Genomic DNA, 24,496 nt, shown 5'->3' with positions numbered 1-24,496 from the left:
CCTCCCGCGCCCGCGCACGGCCCGCGTGCATCGGGGCGGAAGTGGGAGCGTACAGCAGAACTAAAGATTCTTCCGGCCACATGGCTGATCGGCCGCCAAAAAGAAACGATCACAGTGAGTGATCAATTCTCTGACCGGCATGGCGGTTACGGATAGCCCGGAATATCCCGCAGCGGCCGCACCGGGCACCGGCGTCCCGTTCGGCGCCGCCCGCGACCGCGGTCGGCACTTTGCGAATAGGGGCTTGTCAACAGGGGGAATGAGGCGTAGACAGGTTGTTAGGACCACGGTCCTGGCACGGCATCCGGGCACCCACGCGCGACCAGCCGCGGGAGGCGCGTCGAGACGGGCTTGACCCGATCCGACGGATTTGAGGTGCACGCTTGGTAACCCGGTGTGACGTGCTCGGCGGCGGCGCTCCCCGGTGGGGCGCCGCCCGCTTCGTGTCCGGCCGGCGCTAGTCGCGGACCTCCAGCCCGAGGGCCGTCGCCAGGGCGATCGCCTGGTGCGGGTCGATCACCGCGCCCTTCAGCACGGTGGCGGACGGGTCCACCGCCGAGAGGTCGCTGCCGCGCAGATCGCAGCCGGACAGGTCGGCTCGGTGGAGGTACGCCCCCGACAGGTCGACCCGGCGGATCTCCGCTTCGGCGCACCGCGCGCCCGTGAGGTCGGCCTCGCGCATGCGGACATCGGTGAACGACGTGCGCCGCAGGTCGGCGCCCGGCAGGCCGGTGAACGACCAGTCGCCGCCCTCCACCTTCAGCAGGTCGTACGTACACGAGTCGAACATGCTGCCCACGAGCTTGCAGCCCGCGAAGGTGGCGTCGAAGAAACCGCACCGTACGAAGGTGCAGTTCACGAACGCGGCGTCCGTGTGGGTGGACGCGTTGAAGCGCACCCCGCGGAACGTGCACTCGGTGAAGACGGCGCCGGTACCGGTGGCCTCGGTCATGTCCACGTCCACGAACAGGACGTTCTCGTGGTGCTCGCCCGTCAGGTCACGCGAGTCCCAGTTCGCCGACGCGATCGTGGTCTCGGTGGGTGCCGCCGGTCGTCCGTGCATGCGTTCGGCCATGCGGCCCAGCATGGCCGAACCCTCCGACAGAACTCAGCCCCGCATGAACGCTTCGCAGATGGCCTGCGAGTCCCGGGCGGCGGCGGCCACGGCCGTCGAGCAGTGGACGACCCACCGCGCGACGCCCTCGGACGTGCCCGACGAGTAGTCCCGCAGGGCGGGCGCGTAGTCGTCCACCAGTTCCAGGTGGCCGACCTCGGGTGCGACCAGCGATTTGGGGTCGAGCCCACGGGAGACCAGCGTGAGCCGCTGGGCGGCGCGTGCGACCAGCCCGTCCCCCCAACCGAAGGGGCGCAGCGTCAGCAGTTCACCGTGCACGATGGCCGCGACCACGAGCGCGGGGGCCTTCGTGGGAGAGGTCAGCAGCCCGCTGAGCGCGTCCAGGCGCGCCGCCACCTCGGACGGCGACGGCGGCTCACCGAGGCCGAGAACGTCCTTAACGGCGGCGTCGGTGGTGCGGGGGCGTCCGAGGTCGGCGCTGTCCACCACGTCGGCCGCCGCCAGGACGTGGAGCCGTGCGAGCGCCTGCCGGGGAGCGTTGCGCCAGACGTCCGTCAACGTCCCGAGCTCGGCCGACACGCGCAGCGAGCCCTGTACGACGGGGTCGGACGGACTCTCGGTGGTGCGGAGCTCGTCCAGCGTGACCGACGCGCCGTCGAGGACGGCCGAGGCCCTGGCGCCGCGCAGCGCGGACTCCGTGGACACCTCGGCACTGCGCCGCCGCAGGATGCGGTGGCCGAGCAGCCGGTCAACGGCCTTGCGCGCGTCATCGACGGCGCCGGCCACCCCGGGCAGTTGCGCTACATGAGCAAGGGCATCGGTCACGGCCCGACTTTATGCGGTCCCCATCCGCGCCCGCGCAACGCCCCGCGCTCCACATGCTCCGCCTGGGCGCTCGCGTAAGGCGCCGGGGAGGCGTAGAACGGAGACGGTTCCCGGATAGCGGACCTGGGAAGGCCCAGTCGTGTCGGGGATCACAACACGCCCGAGTCGTGGGAGCCGGTCGCGTTCGTCTTCCACTTCAGGGGGTCCGGCCTTGTGAAGACCGGGATGTTCCTGGTGAAGTGGGGATACCGGGCGACCCCGCATCACCTAGCAAGGAGTTCGCGTTGAGCCAGAGCCAAGAGACACTGTCGAACCTTCTGCAGGAGACGCGCCGCTTCGCCCCGCCCGCCGATCTCGCCGCCTCCGCCAACGTCAAGGCCGACGCCTACGAGCAGGCCGCGGAGGACAGCCTGGGCTTCTGGGCCGAGCAGGCCGAGCGCCTCACCTGGACCAAGCGGTGGGACGAGGTCCTGGACTGGAGCAATCCCCCGTTCGCCAAGTGGTACGTGGGTGGCGAGCTGAACGTCGCCTACAACTGCGTCGACCGTCATGTCGAGGCCGGGCGGGGAGCGAAGGTCGCCTACCACTGGGAGGGTGAGCCGGGGGACACCCGTACGCTCACCTATGCCGACCTCCAGCGCGAGGTGAACAAGACCGCCAACGCCCTGCTCGAACTGGGCGTGCGCAAGGGCGACCGGGTGGCGATCTACCTGCCGATGATTCCCGAGCTGCCGATCTCGATGCTGGCGTGCGCGCGCATCGGCGCGACCCACTCGGTGGTGTTCGGCGGCTTCTCGTCCGAGGCCCTCCGGACCCGCATCGACGACGCGCAGGCCAAGCTCGTCATCACCGCGGACGGCGGGTTCCGGCGCGGCAAGCCGTCCGACCTCAAGGGCATCGTGGACGAGGCCGTCGCGCAGACGCCGACGATCGAGCACGTCCTCGTGGTGCGCCGCACCGGCGAGCAGGTCGCCGAGAACGACCGCGACCTGTGGTGGCACGACGTCGTCGAACGGCAGAGCGAGGAGCACACCGCCGAGCCCATGGACTCGGAGCACCCGCTGTACATTCTGTACACCTCCGGGACGACGGGTAAGCCGAAGGGCATCCTGCACACCACCGGCGGCTACCTGACGCAGTGCGCCTACACGCACTGGGCCGTGTTCGACCTCAAGCCCGAGACGGACGTCTACTGGTGCTCGGCCGACATCGGCTGGGTGACCGGGCACTCCTACATCGTGTACGGGCCGCTCGCCAACGGGTCGACCAGCGTCATCTACGAGGGAACCCCTGACACGCCCAACAGGGGGCGCTGGTGGGACGTCATCCAGAAGTACAAGGTGTCCATCTTCTACACGGCGCCCACGGCGATCCGTACGTTCATGAAGTGGGGCGACGACATCCCCGCGCAGTACGACCTGTCGTCCCTGCGCGTCCTCGGGTCGGTCGGCGAGCCGATCAACCCGGAGGCCTACATCTGGTACCGCAAGAACATCGGCGCCGACCGGACGCCGGTGGTCGACACGTGGTGGCAGACGGAGACCGGCGCCATCATGATCAGCCCGCTGCCGGGCGTCACCGCGGCGAAGCCGGGGGCGGCGATGCGTCCCCTGCCCGGCATCGCCGCGGACGTGGTGGACGACCAGGGCCGGTCGGTGCCGAACGGCGGCGGCGGGTTCATGGTGGTCCGGGAGCCGTGGCCGGGCATGCTCCGCACGATCTGGGGCGACGACGAGCGGTACGTCAAGACGTACTGGTCGCGGTTCGAGGGCCTGTACTTCGCCGGTGACGGCGCCAAGAAGGACGAGGACGGCGACATGTGGCTCCTCGGCCGCGTGGACGACGTCATGCTCGTGTCCGGGCACAACATCTCCACGACGGAGGTGGAGTCGGCGCTGGTCGCGCACCCGAAGGTCGCCGAGTCGGCGGTCGTCGGCGCGACCGACCCGGTGACCGGGCAGGCGATCGTCGCGTTCGTCATCCCGCGCGGTGACGCGGGCGGCGACGTGGAGGGCGAGGACTTCCTGCGCGAGCTCCGCGAGCACGTGTCGAAGACGCTCGGCCCGATCGCCAAGCCGCGCCAGATCATGATCGTCCCGGAGCTGCCGAAGACCCGCTCCGGGAAGATCATGCGACGGCTGCTCCGCGACGTCGCCGAGAACCGCAGCATCGGTGACGTCACGACGCTGGCCGACAGCACGGTCATGGACCTGATCGCGGAGAAGCTCCCCGCCGCCAAGTCCGACGACTGACCGCCGCCGGCGTCCTCGCAGCACCGTGAGAACGGCCCGCGCCCACCCGGGGCGCGGGCCGTTCCGCGTCGCGGGAGGAGGCCCGGCTTGGCGGACGGGGTGATCCAGCAGGTAAAATGTCCTCTGGTGCGCCGGGAAGTCTGGTCGGCAGGAACGTCCCGTAGTGGTGTACGGGCCGTGCCTTGACCGACCGTCCGCCGACTTCCCAGGGGTTTTTCACATGGCGCGCCCGACCATGAGGCGCCGCGTCGCCGCGACGTGGCCCGTCCGTCCGACCGTCCGCTACAGCGGGCAGGTCGCCAGCGCGTTGCGCATGGAGACGATCGGCGGGGTCGTCATGCTGCTGGCGGCGATCGCCGCGCTGGTGTGGGCCAACACTCCCTGGGCGGACGCCTACGAGAGCCTCCGCACGTTCGAGATCAGCCCGCACTGGCTGCACCTCGGGCACATGGACGTGCAGCACTGGGCGTCGAGCGGTCTGCTGGCGGTGTTCTTCTTCATCGCCGGGCTTGAACTGCGCGAGGAACTGACGCACGGCGAACTCCGCAACCCGCGGGACGCGGCCCTGCCGGTGATAGCGGCGGCGGCCGGTGTGGTGATGCCCGCGCTCATCTTCCTCATGGTGAGCGCGGGGGAACCGGGGGCGTTGCGGGGCTGGGCCGTGCCGACGGCGACGGACATCGCGTTCGCGCTGGCCGTCCTCGCCGTGACGTTCACCTCATGCCCGGCGCCCCTGCGCGCGTTCCTGCTGACGCTGGCCGTGGTGGACGACCTGATAGCCATCGGCATCATCGCGCTCTTCTACACGGACACCCTGCACTGGCTGTTCCTGGGCCTCGCGGTGTTCCTCATCGTCGTCTATGGGGCGCTGCAGCGAAAGAACTTCCGCTCACCATGGGTGTACGTGCCCATCGCCGTCCTGGCCTGGTACTTCCTTCAGCGGAGCGGGATCCACGCAACGGTCGCCGCCGTGGCCCTGGGGATGCTCACCAGCCCCAAGGAGACCCCTGACGGACGGGCCACGAACGCGGAGCGCGCCGACCACTTCCTCCGGCCGTTCTCGGCCGGCGTGGCCGTGCCCGTGTTCGCCTTCGTGTCGGCCGGTGTCGGGCTCGGCGCGTCCCAGTTGGGCGCCGTGTTCACCGACCGGGTGGCCCTCGGCGTGGTCGCCGGACTGGTGATCGGTAAGTTCTTGGGGGTCTTCGGCGGCGCGTGGGCGGCGGTCAAGCTCAACCTGGCGACGCTCGGTGAGGACCTGCACTGGCATGAGATCGCGGGGGTCGCGCTCCTCGCCGGGGTGGGTTTCACCGTTTCGCTGCTGATCGGCGGTTTGGCCTATACCGACCCGTCACAATTCGAGAGAGTGACGACTGCGGTCCTGATCGCGAGCGTTCTCGCCTCGGCGGCCGCGGCCGTCGTCTTCCGGAGAAGGGTGCGTGTGCGCGCGCGCCCGGACTAAGGAGTAAAGCGATATGTCCGAGGCACTACCGGGCGAGCGCATGGAGGACAAGTCCGTCGGCGAGCTGGTCGCGTTGGCGTCGGGCAACGTCTCCGACCTTGTCAGGGCCGAGATGGCCCTGGCCAAGATGGAGTTGAAGGCCGACGCCAAGAAGGCGGCGCTGAGCAGCGTGATGGTCACCATCGCCGCGGTGATGGGCGGACTCGTCGTCATCCTGCTGTCGATCTCGTTCGCGCTCGGGCTCGCTGAACTGGGCATCTGGCCGTGGCTGGCGTTCCTGATCGTCTCGATCGTCTACGTGGGGCTCGCCGGGGGGCTGATGCTCCTCGCCAAGCGCTTCATCAAGCGGATCGAGGGCGCGAAGCGCACCCGCAAGACGCTGAAGGACGACTTCACCGCGCTGCGCCGCCGCGGCGACTCCGACGAGATCGAGGCCGGCGGCAAGGGCGCCGGCCTCGAGCCGACGGGCTGACCGACGCCATGTCCGGGCACGACGCGTCGCTGATCGAGGTCGACGGGCCCTGGGTCCACCGGCAGGTCAGCGCCGGCGGGACGCGGTTCCACGTCGCCGAGGCCGGCGAGGGCCCGCTCGTCCTGCTGCTGCACGGCTTCCCGGAGTTCTGGTGGTCGTGGCACAACCAGCTGGTCTCGCTGTCGGCGGCCGGCTACCGGGCCGCCGCCGTCGACCTGCGCGGGTACGGCGGCAGCGACAAGCCGCCGCGCGGCTACGACCTGGTCACGCTGGCCCGGGACGCCGCCGGGCTGGTCCGCGCGCTGGGCGAGGCGAATGCGATCATCGTCGGGCACGACTGGGGCGGGCTGCTCGCGTGGACGACGGCCGTCTACCACCCGAAGACCGTCCAGCGGCTGGCGGTGGTGAGCGCCCCGCATCCGCTGCGGCTGCGGCAGGCCGTCGCCGGGGACCCGCGCGGCCAGGGCTGGGCGACGCGGCACACGTTCGGCTTCCAGGTGCCGCTGTGGCCTGAACGGCGCCTTGTCCGCGACGACGCGGCGCTGGTGGGCAAGCTCCTGCACGACTGGTCCGGGCCAGGCTGGCCGGACGAGCGCACAGAGCAACTCGTGCGGAAGGCAGTGCAGATCCCTGGGGCGGCCCATAGCGCGCTGGAGTACCACCGTTGGCTGATCCGGTCGCAGGCACGTCCGGACGGCATCCGCTACGCGCACCGTATGCGCACCCCCATCCAGGTGCCCACGCTCCAACTGCACGGCGCGCTCGACACGTGCACCCTCCCGGCCAGTGCACAGGGCTCAGGCCGCTACGTGTCGGCCCCCTACCGGTGGAAGCTCATCGAAGGCGCCGGCCACTTCCCCCATCAGGAACGTCCTCGGGCGTTCGACGCGCAGCTGCTCGGCTGGCTGGCCGACCCGGAGCCGGAACGCTGACCCCCGGGCGTACGGTGGAGCCATGCGCGATCGGGACGAGTCTGGACGCCCACGCAACGCACGCCCGCGGGACGCCTACGGACGTCCACTGCCCCACGGCGCCACAGGCATCCCCACCATGCCGGACGACCTCGACATGCCGCCGGCGGACGCGCTGGCCGAGGCGCAGCGCCTGCTGGACGCCGACCGCCCGTTCCACGCCCACGAGGTACTGGAGGCGGTCTGGAAGGCCGCTCCTGAGGCCGAACGGGAGCTCTGGCGGGGGCTGGCGCAGGTCGCCGTAGGGATAACCCACCTTCGCCGGGGAAACGCACGCGGCGCCGAAGCGCTCCTGAGCCGCGCCGCCGACCGCCTCGTCCCCTACGAGGCCGATGCCCCGCACAACATCGACGTGCAGGGAGTCGTCAAGCAGGCACGAGAGCTGGCCACAAGCCCAGAGGAAGGCCCCATCACCCTCCGCCTCACCCCCACGGCCTGAGCACGGCCTGAGCACGGCATGAGCTAGACCCTGCTCTGACCCGCCCAGCTCGACCCGGCCATGCCCTAACCGGCCCTGCTCTGAGAGACCTGCCCTGACCAGCCCTGCCCTGACCAGCCCCGCTCTGAGCAGCCCTTGTCTGACTGACTAGCCCTGCCCTGAGCAGCCCTACGAGCCGCCCCAGCGGCCCTCAGCCTCAGTCAGAGCAGTTCTGGGTGGAGACCGGGGTCGTGGCCTGGGCGCCCACGCGCGCGTCGGCGGCGACCTCCTCGGCGGTGAGCGCGTAGCCGGTGGACGGGGTGTCCAGCGCGGCCGCGAAGATGACGCCGTAGACGCGGCCGTCCGTGGACAGCAGCGGCCCGCCGGAGTTCCCCGGCTCGACCTTGCCGCGGATGGCGTAGATCTCGCGGCTGACCTGCCCGGAGTGGTAGATGTCCGGGCCGCGCGCCGTCTGCCGGGCGCGGATCCGGGCGGCGCCCGGCGTGAACGGCTGGTTCTTCGGGAACCCGGCGATGATCGCGTCGTCGCGGACGCGGGCCTCCTTGGCGAACTGCAGTGCGGGCGCCCGCAGCCCCGGCACGTACAGCACGGCGACGTCCCGCTTGGGGTCGTACAGGACGACCCGCCCGCGCTCGCTGTCGCCGTTGATCAGCGACACCTTCGAGGAGCCGCGCGCCCCGGCGACGACGTGCGCGTTGGTCATGACGTGCTGCGGCGCGAACACGAACCCGGTGCCCTCTATGCGCCGCTGGCACTGCGGCGCGGTGCTGACCACCTTCACGATGCTGTTCTTGGCGGCTTTCAGCCCCCGGGTGCTCAGCACGGACTCGTCCGGCGGCGGCACCTGCACCACCGACTCGCCGCCGAGGCCGTTGAAGACCTGGGGGAACTCGCTGCTCTTCACGAACCCCTGGAACGAGGTGAACCAGGTCTGCGCCTGCCCGGGCATCACGTCGTTGATGCCGTTGATGATCGAGGAGCCCTTGACCTGCGTCCGGACGGGCTTGAACTCGGAGTTGGCGACCAGGCTGCCGAAGAACCAGGCGACGATCAGCAGCGACATCGCGCTGACGAAGGTGCCGCCGACCGCGTCCGCGGTGCGGGCGTTCATGCCGGTCACCCGGTTGCGCAGGACGGCGCCGACCGAGGAGGCGATCAGCTGCCCGAGGGTGGCGGACAGGAACGCGACCACGATGGCGAGCAGGGCCTGCTGCGCGGCGCCGTCGACCGCGGCCTCCGCGATCGGCGGCGCGATCAGCACTCCGATGACGCCGCCGCCGACGAAGCCGGCGAAGCTCAGCAGGCTCACGATGAAGCCCTGCCGGTAGCCCGAGACTCCGAACAGCACGACGAGCACGAGCAGGATCAGGTCGAGAACGTGGTCGTGCAGCACCGCTCAACCGTATAGTGCCGCGCCGCCGCCGCACGTCCCCTCGATGTACCAGATTGGGGTGCGTCGGGTAGCCGTCAGGGGTGACACGCGGCCGTGACCATGGCCATGCTCTCCGGATACGGCGCTGTGACCTGCGGATCCCGCCCGCCCGTCAGCTGAGATTCTCACCCGCGTGAGGCGAGGTCCACGTCCTCGGGCGGCAGGTCCTCGACATGAGACATGTCCCACGGCCGGTTCCAGCCCCCGGCGTCCAGCACCTGGATGAGCAGCGCGGCCGTGAACCCCCAGACGAGCATGTCGCGGACGCGGAACGCCGGCCCGAGCCTGGTGCCGGACGGGTGCCGGATCATCAGCCGGTTCGCGGGGTCGACCAGCTCGCCGATCGGGACGCGCGCGACCATCGCGACCTCGCCGGGGTGGCCGGGGGCGATCTCCGACGGCTCCCGCCACCAGCCGGCGACGGGCGTGACGCGGTGCTCGCTGTGCGGCAGGTACAGCTCGGGCAGCGTGCACAGGACGTCCACGCCGGACGGTTCGACGCCGGCCTCCTCCCACGCCTCGCGCAGTGCGGCCGCGACCGGGCCGTCGTCCTCGGGGTCGATGCGGCCGCCGGGGAACGCGGGCTGTCCGGCGTGCTTGTTCAGGGTGGCGGCGCGCTCGGTGAGCAGCACGTCGGGGCCTTCGGGACCGTCGCCGAACAGGATCAGGACGGCGGCGGCGCGGGCGGCGGGCGCGGGCCGGAACATCGGCGGCACCTGCATCCGGGGGCCTTCGACACGGAAGCGGGCGAGCCAGTCGGGAGTGTTGGGGGCGGTCTCGGTCACATCCGTCCCAACTCCGGAACACCCGCGTTCCTTCCCGCCGCCTTCCCGGCGCCTCGGGCCGTCATGAGAACGGCCCCGGCTTGACGAGCTTGCGGGCGGTCTCCTCGTCGGTCGGCCCTTCACCGAACGACGGGCAGAGGCGCGCGAGCGGGCACGCACCACAGGCAGGACGGCGGGCATGGCAGATCCTTCGGCCGTGCCAGATGAGCCTGTGGGACAGCATCGTCCAGTCCTTGCGCGGGATGAGTTCGCCGATCTCCTGCTCGACCTTCACGGGGTCGTCTTCGGCCGTCCAGCGGAACCGCCGTGCGAGGCGGCCGAAGTGGGTGTCGACGGTGATTCCGGGGACGTCGAACGCGTTCCCCAGGACGACGTTGGCCGTCTTGCGTCCGACACCGGGCAGCTTGACGAGGTCTTCGAGCCGCCCTGGGACCTCGCCGTCGAACTGGTCGCGCAGTGCCGCGGACAGCCCCATCACCGACTTGGTCTTGGCGCGGAAGAACCCGGTGGGCTTCAGGATGGCCTCGACGTCCTCGGGGTCGGCGGCGGCGAGGTCTTCAGGCGTGGGGTACTTGGCGAACAGCTCCGGCGTCGTCAGGTTCACCCGCATGTCGGTGGTCTGCGCGGACAGGACGGTCGCGACGAGGAGCTGGAACGGGCTGCCGAAGTTCAGCTCGCAGTGCGCGTCCGGGTAGGTCTCGGCCAGGATCCGGTTCATCCGGCGCGCCCGCCGGACGAGCCCCAGCCTCGTCTCGTCCTTCCACTTCCGAGCACGCGCCTTCGGGGTCGCCTCCGTCGCCATACCGGCCAGCCTAGAGCGTCCGCGGCCGGATCCGGCCGTACCGGGGTTTTCGGCCGATGCGCGTAATCGGGCCGGGGGCGCGCCGTCTCCCCTGCACGTCGTTCCCCGAAGGAGATCCAATGTCCGACCTCAGCCAGGTGGTCCGTCTGCCGGTGCGCCGGATCGAGCTCGACCTGTCGTTCGAGGGCGCCGCCCGGATCGCCGAGGATCTCCGTGACCATGTGCCGGGCATCGCCGCGGAGGCGGTGCGGCGGATCGAGCAGCGGCTGCCGGAGTTCGTGCGGCCGCACGACCCCCGCTACGCCAAGGCGATGGTGCTGGGCGTCGAGTGCGCCATCGGCCATTTCCTGGAGCTGATGGCCGATCCCGGCGCGCCGTCGGCGGAGGTGGTGGAGTTCTGGCGGCAGATCGGCGTCGGGGAGGCCAGCGAGGGGCGGACGCTGGACGCGTGGCAGGCGGCGACGCGGATCGGGACGGGCCTCGCGGTGGAGCAGCTCACCGAGTGCGCCGAGCGGCTCGGGCACCGGACGAGCCCGGCCAACATCGCGGCCATCGCCAACGCGGCCCTCGACTACCTGAACCAGGTGGCGGCGATCGTCGCCGAGGGCCACGCGGACGCCGCCGCCCGCGCCGCGGGGGCGCGCCAGGAGCACCGTCGGCGGCTGCTGGAGCTGCTGCTGGGAGAGGCGTCCGCGCAGGAGCTGCGCGGTCCGGCGCGGGAGGCGGACTGGGCGCTGCCCCGCACGGTCGCCGCCGTCGCGCTCCGCGAGCACGGGTCCGACGCGCGGCATCCGGCGCTGCCGCCGGACGTCCTGCTGGGCCTGCACCTGGCGGAGCCGTGCCTGATCGTGCCCGACCCGGAAGGCCCCGGCCGCGCCCGGATGCTGGAGCGGCACCTGCACGGCTGGACGGCGGCGATCGGCCCGGCGGTCGCGCCGGCGGACGCGGGCACGTCACTGCGGCTGGCGCGCGAGGCGCTGGGGCTGGCCTGCCAGGGGCTGATCACGGCCGCCTCGCCGGTGGTCGCCGAGCGGCACATGCCGATCATCGTGATGATGCGGGAGCGGGTGCTGATCGAGAAGGTGATCGACCGGCGGCTCGCGCCGCTGCTGCGCGCCCGCCCGGCGCAGCGCTACCGGCTGGCCGAGACGCTGCTGACGTGCCTGGAGTGCGGGTTCAACGCCACGGAGGTGTCAGGCCACCTGCATCTGCACCCGCAGACCGTCCGGTACCGGCTGCGGCAGTTGGAGGACCTGTTCGGCGACGCGCTCCACAGCACGTCCGACCGTCTTGAGCTGCACATGGCGCTGCGTGCATGGCTCGCCCTCAACGCCGAACCCGCCGCCGCGCGGGACGACCTCAGCTACGGGTAAGCGCCGATGTGGTCAGCGCGTGCCCTCGATGGCCCAGCCCTGGGCGGCCATCCCCGCGTAGGAGGCCGGCTTCAGCGACACGGGTTTCAGCCCGGACCAGCTCGCTTGCAGGTAGTAGCCCTCGCCGTTGCTGAGCCGGAAGACCGACGGAGCGGTCTGCGCCATCGTCCAGACCTGGTGGGCGCCGCCGCAGGGCGCCATGACCACCGAGTACTCGCTTCCGCCTTCCCAGGGCACGCCCGCCGACGCCTCGCCCCGGGCCATGCACTGCCCGGTGGACGAGCTCGTCAGCGTGAAACCGCCGCCGGTGTTCTCGCGCTTCCAGCCGGTGGTGGAGTCGGAGCAGGAACGCTGCACTACCGCTGTCCCGCTCGGTGCCAGGCACGATTGCAGCGTCGTGTTGCGCACCCGATAAGGGCCCGCGCCCGAGGCCGCACCGGGAGTAGCGCCAGCGCCAGGTACCGTGCCGCCCCGCCCAGGGGTCTGTGTAGCAACGGCATAGTCGGACCGGTGGACGTCCTGCGGCGCCACAGGAGTCTGCGGGGCAGGCACAGCGGACGGCCGGATGGCCTCCGGGGGCGCCTGGGCCCCGTCCCCTCCCGTGCTGAACATGATGATCGCGAGCCCGGTGGCGATGCCGCCCGCCACGGCGATGGGCAGCGCCCACCCGGCCCCGGACGCCGCCGAGCCGAGTGGAGCAAGCGGGCTGAACGGCGCCGAAGGCGCGCCCAGCAGCACGGCACCGATGGGCAGAGCGCGCCGCAGCCGCCCGTTGAGATCGGTCATCTCCTTGGACGCGCGCCTGCATTCATCGCAGGACTCCAGGTGCCGTCGCAGCGCGCGTGTGCGACGCCGGCCTGGGCGGCGGACGTTCGCGGCGAGCTCGGCGGTGAACTCCGCGCATTCGGGACGTCCTCCGGCACTGGCCGCAAGGAACGCCTGGCGAAGCCCCTCGCGCGCGCGGAACGACAGCTGGGAGACCGCTCCCTTCTCCATGCCGAGCAGTTCCGCGACCTGTGCGATGGGCTCGTCCTCGATGACCGTGTACCAGAGGACGGTCTGCCACCGCTCGGGCAGGGAGCGGAAGGCGCGCACGAGCGCGTCCAGCTCGTCGACGTCCGGCGGAGGGTCGTCCTCGGGGGCGGAGGCCCAGTCGGCGACCTCGTCGGTCACGACGGTGCGGCGGTCGCCGCGGGCCCAGTCGGTGGCCGTGTTCCTGACCACCGTGTAGAGGTAGGGCCGGCAGGCGTCGCGCGGCCCGTGGCCCTGGCGCATCGCCGCGAACGTGCGGGTGAACGCCTCGCTGGTGAGGTCTTCCGCGAGGTGCTGGTCCCGGACTAACCCGCGCGCGTACCTCAGTACGGCCGTGTGGTGTCGCCGGAACAGCTCCTCAGACGCGTGCTCGTCACCGTCCGCGGCTGCCGCCAGAAGGTCGGCGTCCGGCCGCGCCTCCACGCCCGCTACCACCACGCCATCCAACCTGTGGCCCGCATGTCACCACAACCCTCATAGGTCGCCTGTCACCGCACGAGGAGACGCCGGTTCCGTACCGCCATTACGGAAATCTGCAGGGAACCTTAAAAGAACGAGTGTGTTCATTAATGTTAGAGTCGCGGCATGATCCTTGATTCCACCCGGTGGGACTCGTCCCCCTGGCCGGCGACCCTCGCCGGCCGCCGCGTGCTGATCACCGGCGCGGCGCGGGGCATCGGCGCGGCCCTCGCCGCCCGGCTGCACGAGCGCGGCGCGCGCGTCGCGCTCGCCGGACTCGAACCCGACCTGCTCGCCTCCGTCGCCGCGGACTGCGGGTCCGCCCCCTGGTGGACGTGCGACGTGACCGACCGCGGCAGGGTAGAGGAGGTCGTGAACAGCGCGGTGCAGGAGTTGGGCGGCCTAGAAGTGGTCGTCGCCAACGCCGGTGTGGCCGCGCAGATGCCCATCATCGGCGGCGACCCGTCCGTCCTGGAGCAGAGCCTCAAGGTGAACGTGCTCGGCGTCTACAACACGCTGCGAGCGGCCGGACCCCACATCAGCCACGAGCGGGGTTACGCACTGGCCGTGGCATCCCTCGCCGCAGCCGTGCAGGCGCCTCTGCTGGGTGCGTATAGCGCGTCCAAGGCGGCGGTGGAGGCCATGGGTAACACGCTCAGGTCCGAACTGAAGCCGTGGGGTGCGAAGGCGGGCGTGGCCTACTTCGCCGAACTCGACACGGACATGACGCAGCGGGGCTTCAGCACCGAGGCCGCGTCCGCCCTGACGAGCGCGAGGTCGGCGAGCAGCTTCATCTCGAAGGTCACGCCGCTGCGGGTCGGCATCGACGCGCTGGAGCGCGGGATCGCCCGCCGTTCCAAGCGGGTCGTCGCCCCCTGGTGGGTCGGCGGCGTCCTGCCGGTCCGGATGCTCGCGCAGCCCGTGGTCGACCGCGCCGTCCAGCGCGACCTGCGCCGCATCCTCGACGTGGCGCGGAAGGAGCACGTCGAACTGACCACGCCGCAACCGGACTCGGCGCGGTGACGGCGCCGCGCGCCACGCCCGGCCGGCTCCGCGACGTCGGCGCGCTGAACTGGGTCATCTGCCAGGCCGCGGGGCGTGTCGCGGGAACGAGCCCGCCCAACCTCTTCCTGACCCTCGCGCGCCGCCGCGGGCTCTTCCGCGGCTGGCTGTGGTTCGCGGGACGGCTCATGCCCGGCGGCACCCTGCCCCGCCGCGAGACCGAACTGGTGATCCTCCGCGTCGCGCACCTGCGCGACTGCCGCTACGAGTTCGACCACCACGTCCGCCTGGGGCGCCGCAGCGGCGTCCGCGCGCCGGACGTCGAGCGCGTCAAGGCGGGGCCGTCCGCCGGCGGCTGGACGCCCCGCGAGCAGGCGATCCTCACCGCCGTCGACCGGCTCCACGCCGAGCGGGACCTGGACGACGAGACCTGGACACGGCTCCGCACCCACCTCACCGAGGGGGAGTGCGTCGAGCTGATCATGCTCGCCGGGCACTACGAGATGCTCGCCACCGCGATCACCGCCCTCCGCGTCCAGCCCGACGCGCCCCGCCGAGGCCCGCGACCCCGCCGCCCCGGAGGCAGCTGACCCCGGAACCGTCTTCGCAGGAGGTCCCCCCATGCCCCCAGCCCCCGTCTCCGCCGCCCGTCCCTCCGAACCCATCCGCACAAGAGCGAGGCGCACGGCTGCTGGGAAGCGCCTCACCGCGGTCGTACTGGCGGCCGTGACGGCCTCGGCCGGGCTGACCATTCCGGCGCAGGCGACGGAGAGCGGTGTCCGGTTCTCCGACGACAGCGGCATCCAGGTCGTGAACGTGCGGCGCATCGACGACCGGCAGTACGCGGTCCGGGTGCGCACGGCCGCGCTGGGACGGGCCGTGGACGTCCGCATCCTGCTGCCGGACGGCTACGAGCGGCGGACGAGCGCCCGCTACCCCGTCCTCTACCTGTTCCACGGGACGTCCGGAAGCGCCGCCGACTGGGTCGAGAAGGGCGACGCCGCGAAGACCACCGCCGGACGGCCGCTGATCATCGTCATGCCGGACGCGGGCTTCGACGGCAACGGCGGCGGCTGGTTCACCGACTGGGCCGACCCGGGCACGAAGCTCGGGCCGTCCAAGTGGGAGACCTTTCACGTCGGCCAGCTGATCCCGTGGATCGACCGCAACCTGCGCACCGTCGCCGGCCGCGGCGGACGGGCCGTCGCGGGCCTGTCCCAGGGCGGGTTCGGCGCGATGAGCTACGCCGCCCGGCATCCCGAGCTGTTCGTGTCCGCCGCGTCGTTCTCCGGCGCGCCCGACATCTCCTCCGACCCCGTGGTGGCGGTGGGCGCGACGGCCGTCGTCTCCTACATCGCGGTCGCCCTCAACGGGGTGAGCCCGGACGCGATCTTCGGCTCCCGGCTCACCGACGACGTCAACTGGCGCGGCCACGACCCCGCCGGCCTGGCGTCCAACCTGCGCGGCATGCGGCTCGCGCTCTACACGGCCACCGGCCTGCCGGGCCCGCTCGACCCGCCGGCGCCGGACCCCGCCGCGATCGGCATCGAGGCGCTCACGCACACCTCGACGGTCAGCTTCCACCGGCGGCTGGAAGAGCTGAAGATCCCCAGCCGGTACACCGACTACGTGTTCGGCACCCACATCTTCCCGTACTGGGCGCGTGACCTGCGGCAGCACATCGACCCGCTGATGCGGACGTTCGCCGCGCCGCCCCCGCCGCCGGCGAAGACGTCCTACCGGTCGATCGACCGGACCTGGACGCAGTGGGGCTGGACGGTCTCGCTCGACCGGCGCAAGGCCCGGGAGTTCAGCGCGCTCTCCGACGCGTCCAGGGCGGGCTTCACGCTGCGCGCCTCCGGGACCGCCACGGTCACCACCCCCGCGAGTTACCGTCCGGGCACACGTGTCGTCGTCGGTGTAACGCAGGGGTGGAAGCACCGCGTCATCAAGACGACCGCCGGGCCGCACGGACGGCTCACCATCACGCTCCCGCGCGCACACGGCGTCGCCACCACGCGAGTGAGCATCACCACACCTCAGACGGCCGGATAGCGCTTCAGCGCAGGTCAGGAGTCCAGAACACCCGACCGGACGAGGAGGCGCACGTGCTCGGTGATCGGGGGGCCGATCGCCTTCAGCGCCTCCACATCGCCCGTCGCGATCGCCGGCGTCACCATCGAGCTCACCGCCGCCACGACGACCTTGCACGCGAACTCGCCCGCCGGACTGGTCACGCCCATGAGCCCGGTCAAGGCGCCGACCAGCGCGCCCTGTATGGCGGCACGCCGCTGTACGGCCTCCGGCCCGGCCGCGTACACCTCCACCAGGAACAGGCGCGCGTACCCCGGCTCGGACGACAGCGCCTCCAGATAGGCGGTGACGGCCCGCTCGAAGCGGATCGCCGGGTCGCCCTCGCCCCCGCCCGCCGCGGCGGCGGCGCCCACGGCGCCCTCCAGGCGGTGCATGAGCACCTCGCCGGCCTTGTCGAACGCGGCCATGAAGCAGTCGAGCTTGGACGAGAACAGCCCGTAGAAGCTCTGCCGCGACACTCTCGCCCGTTTGAGGACGTCCTCAACCGAGGTTCCGACGTACCCTTTCTCCAGCATCGCCGCGGCCATGGCCGCGCAGAGGCGGTCACGGTGCACCCGCTCGACCTCCGAACGGGACAGCGCGTGACGGCCCCGCGGCAGCCGGCGCGGTGCGGGGCCGGATCCGGAGCTCTGCATCCGCTCAGGTTAAGGCACCCGCGCCCCTTGCCCGGGTCGTCCGTTAACAGGTGATGAGACCGGTGTGATGGCATTCACCCAGTGGTCCGTACACTGGGCGAACGGGACCGTGGCCCGCCGCGGGACGGAAGTTCCCCGGTCCCGCGTTTCGGCGCGCCGTGACCCTGCCTTCACGTCCGCGGTGGGACGTACGTCACACTAGGCATGTAGGTGTTCGAGGAGGAGAAGCGTGACCGATCGCGACGTGGACGTTCTGAGCAGAGCCCCGCTCTTCGAGGCCCTCGACGAGCAGGGCGCCAAGGCGCTGCGCGCCAACGTGACCGAGGTGCGTCTCGCCCGCGGTCAGACACTGTTCAACGAGGGCGAGACGGGAGACCGGCTGTACGTCGTCCTCGAGGGCAAGATCAAGCTGACCCGGACGGCGCCGGACGGCCGGGAGAACCTGCTGAGCGTGCTCGGCCCGAGCGAGATGTTCGGCGAGCTGTCGCTGTTCGACCCGCGCCCGCGCACCGCCAGCGCGATCGCGGTCACCGAGTGCCGCCTCGCCGGGCTCGGCCACGACGACCTGCGGCCCTGGCTGACCGGGCACCCCGAGGTCGCCGTCCAACTGCTCCGCGCGCTGGCGCAGCGGCTCCGCAAGACCAACGACGTGATGGCCGACCTGGTCTTCACCGACGTCCCCGGGCGCGTCGCCAAGGCGCTGCTCGACCTGGCGGAGCGGTTCGGCCAGCCGTCGGAGGCCGGCCTGCACGTGCACCACGACCTCACGCAGGAGGAGCTGGCGCAGCTCGTCGGAGCCTCCCGCGAGACCGTGAACAAGGCGCTCGCCGACTTCGCGCAGCGCAACTGGCTGCGCATCGAGGCGCGGGCCGTCGTCATCCTCGACATCGAGCGCCTCCGCAAGCGCTCCAAGTAAGTCCCTGACGGGCGGCGCCTCAGCGGACCCCCTGCGGGCCCCAGCGGCCTCAGCGGGAGTTGAGGTAGTCGAGCTGCGACTGGACCGACCATTCGGCGGCGGGCCAGAGCGCCCTGTCGACGTCGGCGTACACCCGCTCGACGACCTCGCGGGCCGTGCGGGCGCCCGCCGCGACGGCCGCCTCGACCTGCGCGAGGCGCTCGCGGCGATGGTCGATGTAGTGGTCGAGGACGGCGATCGGATCGTCCAGCCTGGGGCCGTGGCCGGGGAGGATCGTGGCGGCCTCGACGTCGGCGGCGAACCGGCGGAGCCGGTCCAGCGAGCCGAGGTAGTCGCCGAGACTCCCCTCCAGCACGGTCGTCCCGTACCCGAGGACGGTGTCGCCGGTGAGGACGGCGCCGTCCGCCGGCAGCCAGAACGTCAGCGAGTCGTCGCTGTGGCCCGGCGTCTCCATGATCCGCAGCTCCAGGCCGCCCGTGGTGACGACGTCGCCCTCACCGAGCCCCTCGTCGCCGAGCCGGTGCTTCGGGTCCAGCGCCCGCACCTTGACGGAGCCGCCGGCCAGCCTCGCGAACTTCCCCGCGCCGGCCGAGTGGTCGGGGTGGCCGTGCGTGAGCAGGACGAGCCCGACGCGCCGCCCCTGCTGCTCGACGACGTCCAGGACGCGCTTGAGGTGCTTGCCGTCCTTCGGCCCGGGATCGACGACGACGGCCTCGTCCGACCCGGGCTCGGCGATGATCCAGGTGTTCGTGCCGTCCAGGGTCATGGCGGACGGGTTCGGAGCGAGCACGCAGACCGCCCGTTCGGTACCCATCCCGTCGATCTCCGTCATATCTCCCATCCTGCCCGAGGCCCGATCGGGGTGGCGGACCGGGTTCCAGCCGAGCCGGTCGAGGTGCCGCAGCGCCGACGTCCCCGCCAGCCGCCACATGACGGCCTGCGAGCGGGGCATTCCGCGGCCCATCGTCAGCCCTGCGCGTAGTGCCGCTCGGTGCCCTCCGGCAGCACGAGGTACGCCTCGCCGTCGATGATCTCCGCCGTGGGCTCGTGGACGACGATCTCGCGCGGCGCCGCCAGCACGTCCGCGACCGTGTCGAACTCGGCCAGCTCCGCCAGCGTCGCGATCGTCGGCGGCAGCATCATCCACTCGCCCTTCGCCGCCCGCTCGGCCGCCTCCGCCGGACGCACCCAGGCGACCTGGTCGGCCTCGGTGCTGACGTCCCTGGCCCGCTGCCCGTCCGGCATCGCGGCGACGAAGAACCGGGTGTCGTAGCGCTTCGGCTCGATCGCCGGGGTGATCCAGTGCGCCCACGGGCGCAGCAGGTCGGCGCGCAGCACGAGGCCGCGCCGGGCGAGGAAGCCGCCGAACGACTGGGAACGATCCAGCAGCGCCTGCCGGTCGGCCTCCCAGTCGTCGCCGCGCGTGTCGTCCACCACCGTGCCGCTCGTCGGCCCGGCGAGCAGGACGAGCGTCTCCTCGAACGTCTCGCGGACCGCCGCGCACACCAGCTCGCGCGCCAGCGTCTCGCCCGCCTTGAACGCCCCGCCCCACTCGGCGGGGGGCGGCCCGCACCACGCCAGCTCGGCCTCGCCGTCGCGCGGATCGACCGACCCGCCGGGGAACACGTACGCGCCCGGCGCGAACGCCATCGACCGGACGCGACGCAGCATGAACGCCTGCAGCCCGTGCTTGTCATGGTCCCGGAGCACCACGACCGTGGCCGCGTCCCGGGCGGGAACGGGCTCGGCCCGGCCCGCCCGGATGTCCTCGATCCGATCCCGGAAACTCGCCGGCAGCTTCAACCCGTTCACAGTGCCCATGGCGAGTCATTCGGACATACCGAATGGCGTTCCGTCAAGCCTGGTCCTACTGGACCTCGGCGATGAGCTCCACCTCGACCGGCACATCGTGCGGCAGGACCGCGACGCCCACGGCGCTGCGCGCGTGCCTGCCCGCGTCCCCGAACACCTCGGCCAGCAGGTCGCTCGCCCCGTTGACCACCTGCGGCTGCCCGTGGAAGTCCGGAGCGCTCGCGACGAACCCGACGACCTTCACGATCCGCACCACCCGCGACAGCTCGCCGACCTCGGCCTTCAGCGCCGCGATCGCGTTCAGCGCGCAGATCCGCGCCTGCCGGGCGGCCTCCTCCGGGTCGACCTCGGCGCCCACCTTCCCGGTGACGCCCAGCTTGCCCTTCACCATCGGCACCTGGCCCGCCGTGTAGACCAGCGAACCCGTCCGCGCCGTCGGCACGTACGACGCCACCGGCGGGACGACCTCCGGCAGCTCGATCCCCAGTTCGCGGATCCGCTCTTCGGGCGTGCTCATGGCCACTCCTCCTCGTTGAGGTGCTGCTGACTGGAATCCGGCGCCTACGACTGCACTTCGCGCTTGAAGTAGGCCACGAGGTTCTCCGGGTTCGGACCCGGCAGGACGGTGACGAGCTCCCACCCGTCCTGGCCCCAGTTGTCGAGGATCTGCTTGGTCGCGTGCACCAGCAGCGGAACGGTCGCGTACTCCCACTTCTTCATGGCGTTCACCCTAGCGATCGCCCCACTGGAACCCCGTTCGAGCCCGTCGTTCACAGCGCGCCCAGCAAGGCCCCCGCGGCAACGGCCTCCACGCCGAAGTAGAACCACGTCGGATAGAACCCGATCTGCCTGTCGGCGACCCACCCGACAAGGCGCCCCACGGCCATCCCGGCAAGCGCGCACGCCACCGCTAGGACGGCCCCCTGCCGGACCTGGCCGACATCGAGTGCCGCTACTGCGAGCAGGCCCGCCATCGCTATGCCGAACCCTCCGTACACGGCGCGGACCTCGGTACGGGCGTCCGCCGAGGACAGCACCACCCCGAACGGCCGGATCAGGGCGGCCGGTGCTGCAAGGCCGTACAGCCCCATCGCAAGGAAGAACACGGCGACTACGACGATGACTGTGGTGGGCACTGCCAGGACCTCCGGGTTAGTCTCCGAACTCGCTTCACCGGAAGGATGTGGGAGCCGCCGTGCAGGCGCTTTCAAGAACGTGCTCCGCGAGCGCCGCCCTTTGGCTGTGGCCGGGACAGGCGCTCTACGCGGGCCCGTCCTTGGACCTTGGCGTGCACACCGGCTCAGTGGAATGTCTCGCCGTCGGTGTCGACGCACCCGTCCGAGTGGAAGTCCCTGGGCGGACGCCCGTCACCGCCCGCAGCGTGCTGATTCCACCGCGCCTGCCGCACCAGGTGATCGCCCAGGGCGGGCAGATGGTCTTCTGCTACCTCGACGCGGGCTCGTCCTATGCCAAGTCATGCCGCGCCCATATGACGGTGACGGACGGGCCTCTGAGTCACTCCCACCGCGCTGAGACCAGCCTGCTGCGCCATGGATACGGCGCCTCCTGGCTGACCATGGCAGCACCGGTCTCTCCTGGTACAGGACGCGACCCGCGTATCCATGCCGCCACCCGTCGGCTCTTGCGGAACCCGGAGTCCACGGTGACCGCGAGGCTCCTGGCCGATGAGGCGGGCCTCTCCGTATCCCGCTTTCTCCATCTGTTCAAGGCGGAGACGGGGACGAGCTTCCGCCGCTACCGCCTCTGGTAGAGGATGCTCCGCGCGGCCGAACTCATCGACGCGGGCCACGACCTCACCCGCGTCGCCGCCGACGCGGGCTTCTCCAGCCCGTCCCACCTGAGCAGCGCGTTCCACGGCATGTTCGGTCTTACCCCGTCCCGCCTGCTGGCCGTCCCGCTCACCATCCGACGCGGCGACCAGTCACCGTGAACGGCCCTCGGCACGGGCCGCCGGAGACAGGCCGACCACAGCACGGCACTCCAGCGCGGCTGGTGACCGTGCTTGTGGGCCGCCCCTGCGCGGGGCGGCCCACAGGTCAGCGCGGCTCGTCCGGCCGCTCCTCCGAGGCGGGCTCCTCCGAGGCGGGGCCGCCGCTGGTGATGCCGCGGTTCTCGCTCGACGCGGGCTCGCGCTTCGGCTCGTCCAGCCCGATGACCGGCGGGACGTCCTCGGCCGACTCCAGGGTCGAGGGCTGCTCCGCCGCCCTGGCCAGCTCCTCCTCGGCCTTCGCGAGCCGCTCGCCGAGGTCGAGCCTGCTACCGTCGCCCTCCTCCTCGGTGCGCCCGGGACCGCCCGCGGCGCGCTCGAAGAACCGCAGGATCTCGACCGGCAGCGGCATGACCAGCGTGCTGTTCTTCTCCGCGGAGACCTCCACGACCGTCTGCAGCAGCCGCAGCTGCAGGGCCGCCGGGTCCTGCGACATGATCTCGGCGGCGGCGGCGAGGCGCTTGGACGCCTGGAACTCGCCGTCCGCGGTGATGATGCGGGCGCGGCGCTCCCGCTCCGCCTCGGCCTGCCGCGCCATCGACCGCTTCATGCCCTCGGGCAGCGAGACGTCCTTGATCTCGACCCGCTCGATCAGGATGCCCCACGGCCCCTCGGTGATCTCGTCGATGATCGCGCGCAGCCGCATGTTGATCTTCTCGCGCTCGCCGAGCAGCTCCTGCATGTCGGCCTGGCCGATGACCGACCGCAGCGACGTCTGCGCCACCTGCGAGACCGCGTAGCCGTAGTTGTGGACGTTCACGATCGCCTTCACCGGGTCGATCACCCGGAAGTAGACGACCGCGTCGACGCGGACGCTGACGTTGTCCTGCGTGATGCCGTCCTGGCCGGGGACCCCCATGGTGATCGTCTGCCGGCTGACCTTCTGCATGCGCTCCACGACCGGCACGATCGCCGTCAGACCTGGGGTCCGCACGGCGCCGGGGCGCAACTCCCCGCCCCGCTGGACCTGGCCGAACCGGAACACGATGCCGTGCTCGTACTGCTGGACGATGCGGATCGACGACGTCAGGACGAGCAGCCCCCCGACGACGACGATGAGCAGGATGATGAGTGCCACCGCTTCCATCACGGGCACCTTTCTCACGTGGCCGGCCGGCGCCTGCACGCCGGCAGAACTCCGGACCCGTGAAGATCCAGACGGAACCGTCCGGGACGGCTCCACGTTTCCCAGCTAACCGCGCGGGCAGGCCCGTTTACAACGTCCATCCAGATGATCTTCCGGGCGACCGTGTCAGGGATCACTTGCATACGGGTGGGCGGCCTCTGAAGTGTTTGCCGAGTGAACGATATGGTCGATCGGGTGAGCGCGAGAGACACCGACTGGGACGGCGTACGCCTCCATGTGGTCACCGGTAAGGGCGGCACGGGGAAGACGACCGTCGCGGCCGCCCTCGCCCTTGCCCTGGCCGCCGGCGGCCGCAAGGTCCTGCTCGTCGAGGTCGAGGGCCGCCAGGGCATCGCCCAGCTCTTCGACTGCCCGCCCCTCCCGTACGAGGAGCGCCGCGTCGCGGTCGCCCCGGACGGCGGCGACGTGTACGCGCTCGCGATCGACACCGAAGAGGCGCTCATCGAGTACCTCGAGATGTTCTACAACCTCAAGCGCGCCGGGAAGGCGATGACCAAGCTCGGCATCGTCGACTTCGTCACCACCATCGCCCCCGGCCTGCGCGACGTCATCCTCACCGGCAAGACCTCCGAGTCGGTGCGGCGCAAGAAGAAGGACGGCTCCTTCATCTACGACGCCGTCGTCATGGACGCCCCGCCCACCGGCCGCATCACGAAGTTCCTGAACGTGAACGAGGAGGTCTCCGGCCTCGCCAAGGTCGGCCCCGTGCGCAACCACGCCGACACCGTGATGAAGGTCGTGCGCAGCCCGGAGACCGCCGTCCACTTCGTCACGCTCCTTGAGGAGATGCCCGTCCAGGAGACGATGGACGGCATCCGCGACCTGACCGACGTGGGGCTCCCCGTCGGCGGCGTCATCGTCAACATGGAGCACGAGCCCGTCCTCACCGAGGACGACCTCGCCGCGGCCGCCGCCGGCACCCTCGACACCGACGAGATCCTGCGCGGCGTCAAGGCCGCCGGCCTGGAGCACGACGCCGAGTCGATCGCCGCCGTCCTCGCCGCCGAGGCAGGCGACCACGCCCGCCGCACCGCCCTGCAGCGCCGCGAGAAGGAACGCCTCGACTCGATCGACCGTCCCCGCTACACCCTCCCGATGCTGTCGGACGGCATGGACCTCGCCGGCCTCTACGACCTGGCCGCCGCCCTGCGCGCCCAGGGCGCAGCATGACGGAGCGAAGCGACGGCATGCTGCGGTCCTTGGTGGGGGGCGTGGGGCGTCACCACCCACCGGCAACACGCATGACCGAGCGAAGCGACGGCATGCTGCGGTCCTTGGTGGGGGGCGTGGGGCGTCACCACCCACCGGCAACACGCATGACCGAGCGAAGCCAGGGCACGCTGCGGTCCTTCGTAAGGGACCGTTCAGCACAGAGCGCCCGCGTGGTGGCGGTGCCGGGGGACGGTGAGCGGGCGGTCGTGTGTGCTGGGGCGGTGCCCGGGGTGTCCTGGGTGTGCGCTGGGAGCGGTGCGGTGAGGCGTGTGGAGCGGTCCCGGCGGAGGGCCG

26 protein-coding genes are annotated in these 24,496 nt (G+C 71.5%); 13 read left to right on the top strand and 13 right to left on the bottom strand.

Annotated elements, in window-relative coordinates; translation table 11 throughout:
- Nucleotides 1-457: 457 nt before the first annotated feature.
- Nucleotides 458-1,075: a pentapeptide repeat-containing protein gene (locus tag ACGFI1_RS25185; protein WP_138641058.1), complete on the bottom strand. Its 618-nt coding sequence runs from the start codon at nucleotides 1,073-1,075 to the stop codon at nucleotides 458-460.
- Between the two features lie 33 nt (nucleotides 1,076-1,108).
- Nucleotides 1,109-1,900, bottom strand: a complete 792-nt coding sequence (locus ACGFI1_RS25180; protein WP_392745084.1) for a Fic family protein — start codon at nucleotides 1,898-1,900, stop codon at nucleotides 1,109-1,111.
- Nucleotides 1,901-2,184: 284 nt separating this feature from the next.
- Between ACGFI1_RS25180 and acs the strand changes: the two genes are divergently transcribed.
- The 5 genes from acs (at nucleotide 2,185) to ACGFI1_RS25155 (ending at nucleotide 7,493) form a co-directional block, all read left to right on the top strand.
- On the top strand, nucleotides 2,185-4,152 hold the full coding sequence (gene acs / locus ACGFI1_RS25175; RefSeq protein WP_138636937.1) for an acetate--CoA ligase: 1,968 nt from the start codon (nucleotides 2,185-2,187) through the stop codon (nucleotides 4,150-4,152).
- Between the two features lie 220 nt (nucleotides 4,153-4,372).
- Nucleotides 4,373-5,611 (top strand): Na+/H+ antiporter NhaA, encoded by a 1,239-nt coding sequence (nhaA, locus tag ACGFI1_RS25170; RefSeq protein WP_386871877.1) that lies wholly within the window; start codon nucleotides 4,373-4,375, stop codon nucleotides 5,609-5,611.
- A 13-nt stretch (nucleotides 5,612-5,624) separates the two neighbouring features.
- Complete coding sequence (locus ACGFI1_RS25165; protein ID WP_138636938.1) at nucleotides 5,625-6,083, top strand: phage holin family protein; 459 nt, start codon at nucleotides 5,625-5,627, stop codon at nucleotides 6,081-6,083.
- A gap of 8 nt (nucleotides 6,084-6,091) precedes the next feature.
- On the top strand, nucleotides 6,092-7,015 hold the full coding sequence (locus ACGFI1_RS25160) for an alpha/beta fold hydrolase (protein WP_138636939.1): 924 nt from the start codon (nucleotides 6,092-6,094) through the stop codon (nucleotides 7,013-7,015).
- 22 nt (nucleotides 7,016-7,037) lie between these two features.
- The gene (locus ACGFI1_RS25155) at nucleotides 7,038-7,493 is read left to right on the top strand and encodes a DUF309 domain-containing protein (protein ID WP_392788409.1); all 456 of its coding nucleotides are present in this window, start codon (nucleotides 7,038-7,040) and stop codon (nucleotides 7,491-7,493) included.
- Between the two features lie 196 nt (nucleotides 7,494-7,689).
- Here ACGFI1_RS25155 and ACGFI1_RS25150 read toward each other — a convergent pair whose 3' ends face one another.
- From ACGFI1_RS25150 to nth, 3 genes are all read right to left on the bottom strand, one after another.
- Nucleotides 7,690-8,886, bottom strand: a complete 1,197-nt coding sequence (locus ACGFI1_RS25150; RefSeq protein ID WP_171069032.1) for a MarP family serine protease — start codon at nucleotides 8,884-8,886, stop codon at nucleotides 7,690-7,692.
- 164 nt (nucleotides 8,887-9,050) lie between these two features.
- A complete protein-coding gene (locus ACGFI1_RS25145) occupies nucleotides 9,051-9,710 on the bottom strand; it encodes an NUDIX hydrolase (RefSeq protein ID WP_386871872.1) in 660 nt (219 codons plus the stop codon).
- A 61-nt stretch (nucleotides 9,711-9,771) separates the two neighbouring features.
- A complete protein-coding gene (gene nth / locus ACGFI1_RS25140) occupies nucleotides 9,772-10,512 on the bottom strand; it encodes an endonuclease III (protein ID WP_138636941.1) in 741 nt (246 codons plus the stop codon).
- A 119-nt stretch (nucleotides 10,513-10,631) separates the two neighbouring features.
- Here nth and ACGFI1_RS25135 point away from each other — a divergent pair, with 119 nt between their 5' ends.
- A complete protein-coding gene (locus tag ACGFI1_RS25135; protein WP_386871870.1) occupies nucleotides 10,632-11,885 on the top strand; it encodes a PucR family transcriptional regulator in 1,254 nt (417 codons plus the stop codon).
- 12 nt (nucleotides 11,886-11,897) lie between these two features.
- Here the strand turns inward: ACGFI1_RS25135 and ACGFI1_RS25130 are convergent, their stop codons facing one another.
- On the bottom strand, nucleotides 11,898-13,355 hold the full coding sequence (locus ACGFI1_RS25130; RefSeq protein WP_392788406.1) for a sigma-70 family RNA polymerase sigma factor: 1,458 nt from the start codon (nucleotides 13,353-13,355) through the stop codon (nucleotides 11,898-11,900).
- Between the two features lie 147 nt (nucleotides 13,356-13,502).
- On the opposite strand from ACGFI1_RS25130, the gene ACGFI1_RS25125 reads away from it, so the two are divergent.
- From ACGFI1_RS25125 to ACGFI1_RS25115, 3 genes are read left to right on the top strand one after another with little or no spacing between them, the layout of a single operon-like run.
- A complete protein-coding gene (locus ACGFI1_RS25125; RefSeq protein WP_392788403.1) occupies nucleotides 13,503-14,399 on the top strand; it encodes an SDR family NAD(P)-dependent oxidoreductase in 897 nt (298 codons plus the stop codon).
- Nucleotides 14,396-14,968 carry a carboxymuconolactone decarboxylase family protein gene (locus ACGFI1_RS25120; protein WP_392788401.1) on the top strand — a complete coding sequence of 191 codons (573 nt, stop codon included), beginning with the start codon at nucleotides 14,396-14,398 and terminating at the stop codon, nucleotides 14,966-14,968. The genes ACGFI1_RS25125 and ACGFI1_RS25120 overlap by 4 nt, the downstream gene beginning before the upstream one ends.
- A gap of 31 nt (nucleotides 14,969-14,999) precedes the next feature.
- Nucleotides 15,000-16,433, top strand: coding sequence for an alpha/beta hydrolase (locus ACGFI1_RS25115; RefSeq protein ID WP_392788398.1), 1,434 nt, complete (start codon nucleotides 15,000-15,002; stop codon nucleotides 16,431-16,433).
- A gap of 14 nt (nucleotides 16,434-16,447) precedes the next feature.
- Here ACGFI1_RS25115 and ACGFI1_RS25110 read toward each other — a convergent pair whose 3' ends face one another.
- The gene (locus tag ACGFI1_RS25110) at nucleotides 16,448-17,107 is read right to left on the bottom strand and encodes a TetR/AcrR family transcriptional regulator (RefSeq protein WP_138636947.1); all 660 of its coding nucleotides are present in this window, start codon (nucleotides 17,105-17,107) and stop codon (nucleotides 16,448-16,450) included.
- Between the two features lie 229 nt (nucleotides 17,108-17,336).
- On the opposite strand from ACGFI1_RS25110, the gene ACGFI1_RS25105 reads away from it, so the two are divergent.
- A complete protein-coding gene (locus tag ACGFI1_RS25105; RefSeq protein WP_067483689.1) occupies nucleotides 17,337-18,023 on the top strand; it encodes a Crp/Fnr family transcriptional regulator in 687 nt (228 codons plus the stop codon).
- A gap of 49 nt (nucleotides 18,024-18,072) precedes the next feature.
- Here ACGFI1_RS25105 and ACGFI1_RS25100 read toward each other — a convergent pair whose 3' ends face one another.
- The 5 genes from ACGFI1_RS25100 to ACGFI1_RS25080 are packed head-to-tail and all read right to left on the bottom strand — an operon-like array spanning nucleotide 18,073 to nucleotide 20,971.
- The gene (locus tag ACGFI1_RS25100) at nucleotides 18,073-18,975 is read right to left on the bottom strand and encodes an MBL fold metallo-hydrolase (RefSeq protein WP_240807665.1); all 903 of its coding nucleotides are present in this window, start codon (nucleotides 18,973-18,975) and stop codon (nucleotides 18,073-18,075) included.
- 14 nt (nucleotides 18,976-18,989) lie between these two features.
- On the bottom strand, nucleotides 18,990-19,844 hold the full coding sequence (locus ACGFI1_RS25095) for an NUDIX hydrolase (protein ID WP_392788395.1): 855 nt from the start codon (nucleotides 19,842-19,844) through the stop codon (nucleotides 18,990-18,992).
- Between the two features lie 46 nt (nucleotides 19,845-19,890).
- Nucleotides 19,891-20,352 carry a RidA family protein gene (locus ACGFI1_RS25090; RefSeq protein ID WP_386871856.1) on the bottom strand — a complete coding sequence of 154 codons (462 nt, stop codon included), beginning with the start codon at nucleotides 20,350-20,352 and terminating at the stop codon, nucleotides 19,891-19,893.
- 44 nt (nucleotides 20,353-20,396) lie between these two features.
- Entirely contained in the window at nucleotides 20,397-20,555 is a 159-nt protein-coding gene (locus ACGFI1_RS25085) for a DUF4177 domain-containing protein (protein ID WP_021591512.1), read from the bottom strand.
- Between the two features lie 50 nt (nucleotides 20,556-20,605).
- Nucleotides 20,606-20,971, bottom strand: a complete 366-nt coding sequence (locus tag ACGFI1_RS25080; RefSeq protein ID WP_386871854.1) for a DUF4345 domain-containing protein — start codon at nucleotides 20,969-20,971, stop codon at nucleotides 20,606-20,608.
- Between the two features lie 245 nt (nucleotides 20,972-21,216).
- Here ACGFI1_RS25080 and ACGFI1_RS25075 point away from each other — a divergent pair, with 245 nt between their 5' ends.
- Complete coding sequence (locus ACGFI1_RS25075) at nucleotides 21,217-21,606, top strand: hypothetical protein (protein ID WP_392788393.1); 390 nt, start codon at nucleotides 21,217-21,219, stop codon at nucleotides 21,604-21,606.
- Between the two features lie 3 nt (nucleotides 21,607-21,609).
- Nucleotides 21,610-21,786 carry a helix-turn-helix domain-containing protein gene (locus ACGFI1_RS25070; protein ID WP_392788391.1) on the top strand — a complete coding sequence of 59 codons (177 nt, stop codon included), beginning with the start codon at nucleotides 21,610-21,612 and terminating at the stop codon, nucleotides 21,784-21,786.
- A 106-nt stretch (nucleotides 21,787-21,892) separates the two neighbouring features.
- Here ACGFI1_RS25070 and ACGFI1_RS25065 read toward each other — a convergent pair whose 3' ends face one another.
- Nucleotides 21,893-22,930, bottom strand: coding sequence for a slipin family protein (locus ACGFI1_RS25065; protein ID WP_386871850.1), 1,038 nt, complete (start codon nucleotides 22,928-22,930; stop codon nucleotides 21,893-21,895).
- A 234-nt stretch (nucleotides 22,931-23,164) separates the two neighbouring features.
- On the opposite strand from ACGFI1_RS25065, the gene ACGFI1_RS25060 reads away from it, so the two are divergent.
- Nucleotides 23,165-24,160, top strand: a complete 996-nt coding sequence (locus ACGFI1_RS25060) for an ArsA-related P-loop ATPase (RefSeq protein WP_364550556.1) — start codon at nucleotides 23,165-23,167, stop codon at nucleotides 24,158-24,160.
- The last annotated feature ends 336 nt before the right edge of the window (nucleotides 24,161-24,496 follow it).

The sequence above is a fragment of the Actinomadura geliboluensis genome (genome assembly GCF_043197915.1).
Taxonomy (GTDB): domain Bacteria; phylum Actinomycetota; class Actinomycetes; order Streptosporangiales; family Streptosporangiaceae; genus Spirillospora; species Spirillospora geliboluensis.
Note: the sequence above shows the minus strand (reverse complement) of the source record. Positions and strands in the feature narration are given on the sequence as shown.

Bases quoted from the DNA above. Each gene is read 5' to 3' on its own strand.
- ACGFI1_RS25155 (WP_392788409.1), top strand. From the start codon at position 7,038: ATGCGCGATCGGGACGAGTCTGGACGCCCACGCAACGCACGCCCGCGG.
- ACGFI1_RS25125 (WP_392788403.1), top strand. From the start codon at position 13,503: ATGATCCTTGATTCCACCCGGTGGGACTCGTCCCCCTGGCCGGCGACC.
- ACGFI1_RS25065 (WP_386871850.1), bottom strand. From the start codon at position 22,930: ATGGAAGCGGTGGCACTCATCATCCTGCTCATCGTCGTCGTCGGGGGG.
- ACGFI1_RS25185 (WP_138641058.1), bottom strand. From the start codon at position 1,075: ATGGCCGAACGCATGCACGGACGACCGGCGGCACCCACCGAGACCACG.
- ACGFI1_RS25165 (WP_138636938.1), top strand. From the start codon at position 5,625: ATGTCCGAGGCACTACCGGGCGAGCGCATGGAGGACAAGTCCGTCGGC.
- nhaA (WP_386871877.1), top strand. From the start codon at position 4,373: ATGGCGCGCCCGACCATGAGGCGCCGCGTCGCCGCGACGTGGCCCGTC.
- ACGFI1_RS25110 (WP_138636947.1), bottom strand. From the start codon at position 17,107: ATGCAGAGCTCCGGATCCGGCCCCGCACCGCGCCGGCTGCCGCGGGGC.
- ACGFI1_RS25115 (WP_392788398.1), top strand. From the start codon at position 15,000: ATGCCCCCAGCCCCCGTCTCCGCCGCCCGTCCCTCCGAACCCATCCGC.
- ACGFI1_RS25100 (WP_240807665.1), bottom strand. From the start codon at position 18,975: ATGCCCCGCTCGCAGGCCGTCATGTGGCGGCTGGCGGGGACGTCGGCG.
- ACGFI1_RS25085 (WP_021591512.1), bottom strand. From the start codon at position 20,555: ATGAAGAAGTGGGAGTACGCGACCGTTCCGCTGCTGGTGCACGCGACC.
- ACGFI1_RS25070 (WP_392788391.1), top strand. From the start codon at position 21,610: ATGCTCCGCGCGGCCGAACTCATCGACGCGGGCCACGACCTCACCCGC.
- ACGFI1_RS25090 (WP_386871856.1), bottom strand. From the start codon at position 20,352: ATGAGCACGCCCGAAGAGCGGATCCGCGAACTGGGGATCGAGCTGCCG.
- nth (WP_138636941.1), bottom strand. From the start codon at position 10,512: ATGGCGACGGAGGCGACCCCGAAGGCGCGTGCTCGGAAGTGGAAGGAC.
- ACGFI1_RS25095 (WP_392788395.1), bottom strand. From the start codon at position 19,844: ATGGGCACTGTGAACGGGTTGAAGCTGCCGGCGAGTTTCCGGGATCGG.
- ACGFI1_RS25160 (WP_138636939.1), top strand. From the start codon at position 6,092: ATGTCCGGGCACGACGCGTCGCTGATCGAGGTCGACGGGCCCTGGGTC.
- ACGFI1_RS25135 (WP_386871870.1), top strand. From the start codon at position 10,632: ATGTCCGACCTCAGCCAGGTGGTCCGTCTGCCGGTGCGCCGGATCGAG.